Source organism: Psychrobacillus sp., assembly GCF_056205495.1.
On the sequence record NZ_JBAEAP010000363.1, the window covers coordinates 1 to 3,174 of the forward strand.

Sequence of the window (3,174 nt, forward strand, 5' to 3'; positions counted from 1 at the left end):
CGATCATCCTTTCATTCGTTACAGTTGTAACAATATTTTACCATGCGAGGATGCCATATATGTTTAGTCCGCCTTCTGATCCTTCATGAAGGTGTTGTCGACCTCACCTCTAAAGAAATGCTTACCGTAGATTAATAAACAAAGAATGATTCCTACAGCAAACGCCCAAGCAGCACCCTTTATGCAAAGCACGGCACCAATAATACCAGCGATACCTAAATCACGTTGACTGCGTGATTCTAAAATACCGACCTTAACACTAACATACCCTTGAATGAGTAAAGTTAAAGCTAAGGCTACTCCTAAAATTGGCTCTACTAAACTAACGATTGGTAATAAAAGTAATCCAGTGTTAGTTCCCCAACGGAATGAGCCAACTCCACCAAAGAACGAATCCATTGCTTTTCGTCCTTTTTTAAACCGTTCCACCATGACTACCTGCATAGCTGACCATAATGGACCACACATCGTTACGTCTGGACCTAAAATACTCATCGCACTATTACGAATTCCAAATATTAAGTGAGCACGACTCGGATTGTATTCGATTTTTTCATCAGGACGTGAAGCAGCCCCTTCTTCCACTAAAGCTTTTGTTTGCAATACATCGCCAAATAAAACAATATAAGCAGCTAGCACTGTCGGTAAACCAGTAAGGAACATCATCAGTGGTGGGAACCCTAAACCAAATATCGTATATTCATTCCACAGTGTGACAAAATCAGGTGTTGAAAAACCCCATTGAAGTGTTGGCCATGGTGCTTCTCCAAAAATCGGCGCGATGACCACCGCCAAAATAATTACAGGGAATATCCCGAGCTTAGCAATCGTCCCCCAAAACGGATTTCGGTTTTGGAAAGTAGCAAAATGGTTAGAGAATAATAGATAGAAAGCTATGCCAATTGCAATTGTGATCGTCCATGGGAAGGTTTCAAATCTTCCTCCGATTTGGAAAACAGAGATAACAGCTGCAAAACCTGCCCCAAGGATAACTCCTGATTTAATGGCAGGTGGGATTAGCTTAACAACCTTAGATGCGAGACCGGTTGAACCGAGCAGCAAGGAAAGAATCCCTAGCGTCATCTGGAAGGCAATCAAGGCATGAACCCGTTCTGCACCTTCAGGGAACTGCTGGCAATAAAGCATAATCAGCGGTATAGCTGGAGTAATCCAACCCGGAACGGCTGGGTCACCAAGTAAATGATGTAACAAATAAAAGATTCCGTTTAGTAATACGATTGCCATAGCAACCTCAAATGGCATTCCCAGCAACTCGATTAAAAGTGGAATAGCAGATAAGTCGACTGCACACATGAGCAAGCCTTGCACATAATCTGGCCATTCAAAACGGTAGTGAATAAAAGGTAAGCGGATCTTAAAAGGGCCCGCTGGTATGTATGGGGATTCCTCTCCATACTTTCGGTTTTTCCATAACATAAACTAAATCTCCTCCCAATTTTTAATGTAACCCCTTACATAAAACCCCTTTTGAATACGTAACCATTTTATTGGAAAGTAAAATGGTTACGTATTCATTGTTAGAGAAAAAATAAAACAAACCTGGCTTCATTAGTTTGTTTTAAGTGCTCTCGTCGTGCTTCTTTTAAATACTTTAACAGACTCCGTAATTTGTGTGCAACTATTTTTTTTATTTTCAATCATTTCTATCAATTCCTGAATAGCTAAAAATCCTAGATTCTCTTCAGAGATGCTACCCACTGTTGTTAGCTGAATTGACCCGTGCATACTCATATCCACGTTATCAATTCCTATAATACTCAAGTCATTTGGGATCGATAGACCGTGCTGAAAAGCTTCGTCCATCAAAAACAACGCGAGCGAATCCGAGCCTCCACAAATAGCTGTAGGACGATCCTCTAAATTCTTCAGCTTTTCAAAAGCCAAGGCAATATCCTGTTTGGAAGTATCGGTATTAAAAATATACCTCTCAGATACATCTAGCTCATAATCCTCCATAGCCTTCTTGTAACCAAGATAACGATTACGGAAGGTACTAACAGACAATGGGCCACCAACCCACGCAATCCTTGTATGACCTAGCTCCACCATATGCTTGACTGCTAAATAACCGGCTTGAAAATTATCGATTTCCACAAAATACTCATTATTTTTATGCTTGCGGTTATAGGTGATAAAAGGAATGTTCATCCGCTTGAGCTTATCAAAAATAGGATCATCCAATAAAATACAAGATAAAATAATGCCGTCAATTTTATGCTCAAATGCAGTCGCATATGCTTCACTAAGCTTTTCATCGTTTACAAACTGTACGCTTACACGATATCCCATCTCATTCGCATAATTGACGATAGCAGTAGTACTGTCCACAAAAAATGGGTTATGTAGCGGTCCTGATAGAAGGGCAATCGACCCTGTCTTATTTTGAACCAATGAGCGCGCATGAAGATTCGGCATATAGTTTAACTCATCAATCGCCTTCATTACTTTTTCAAGAGTGGGCTTCTTAACTAACTCCGGTGTATTTAAAACACGAGATACTGTCGTTTGGGAAACACCCGCATGCTTTGCAACGTCTTTTGATGATACCAAGACAAAACCTCCTTTTAGGTCTATTCTATATCGTTTCTCCCAGAAAAAGAAGGATTATAAATACGCTTGTGGAAATAAAGGAAGGAGGGGAGAGGAAGAAATGTTCCAAACTATAATAGAACCAAGAGTCTCAGAAACCGATGGAGTAGGGCATATCAACAACACCACCATTCCGATTTGGCTAGAGGGTGGCAGAAACCAATTATTTACCCTCTTCAACCCGGATTTAAGCTTTCAAAACTGGAAAATGATTATCCTAAAAACAACCGTAGAATATAAAGCGCAAATCTATTACGGAAAACAAGTAGAAATCAAATGCTGGATCAAACGAATCGGCAACTCCAGCCTCGAGCTATACGAGGAAATCTGGCAGGAAGGAAAGCTAACTGTCCAAGCCACCACCATCTATGTAAACTACAATGTGCAGGAAAAAAAAAGCGAGGTAATCCCAGACGATATAAGAAGAGAGCTGGAGAAGCATGTGTATGTGGGAGATTGAAGAAAATTGATCAGCATCAAACTCTTTAAAATCAAACTCGAATGGCATTTCAGTCGTTGTTTCTTAAGCTATATCAGAGGCACTCCATTTCGAAGCTATGTAAT

General features: G+C 40.3%; 3 protein-coding genes. 1 reads left to right on the plus strand and 2 read right to left on the minus strand.

Annotation, left to right across the window (positions count from 1 at the left end; translation table 11 throughout):
• Positions 1-63 precede the first annotated feature (63 nt).
• A complete protein-coding gene (locus AC06OU_RS10865; protein ID WP_475855735.1) occupies positions 64-1,437 on the minus strand; it encodes a hypothetical protein in 1,374 nt (457 codons plus the stop codon).
• Between the two features lie 132 nt (positions 1,438-1,569).
• A complete protein-coding gene (locus tag AC06OU_RS10870) occupies positions 1,570-2,571 on the minus strand; it encodes a LacI family DNA-binding transcriptional regulator (protein WP_475855737.1) in 1,002 nt (333 codons plus the stop codon).
• Positions 2,572-2,671: 100 nt separating this feature from the next.
• Between AC06OU_RS10870 and AC06OU_RS10875 the strand changes: the two genes are divergently transcribed.
• A complete protein-coding gene (locus tag AC06OU_RS10875) occupies positions 2,672-3,070 on the plus strand; it encodes an acyl-CoA thioesterase (RefSeq protein WP_475855739.1) in 399 nt (132 codons plus the stop codon).
• Positions 3,071-3,174: the final 104 nt, after the last annotated feature.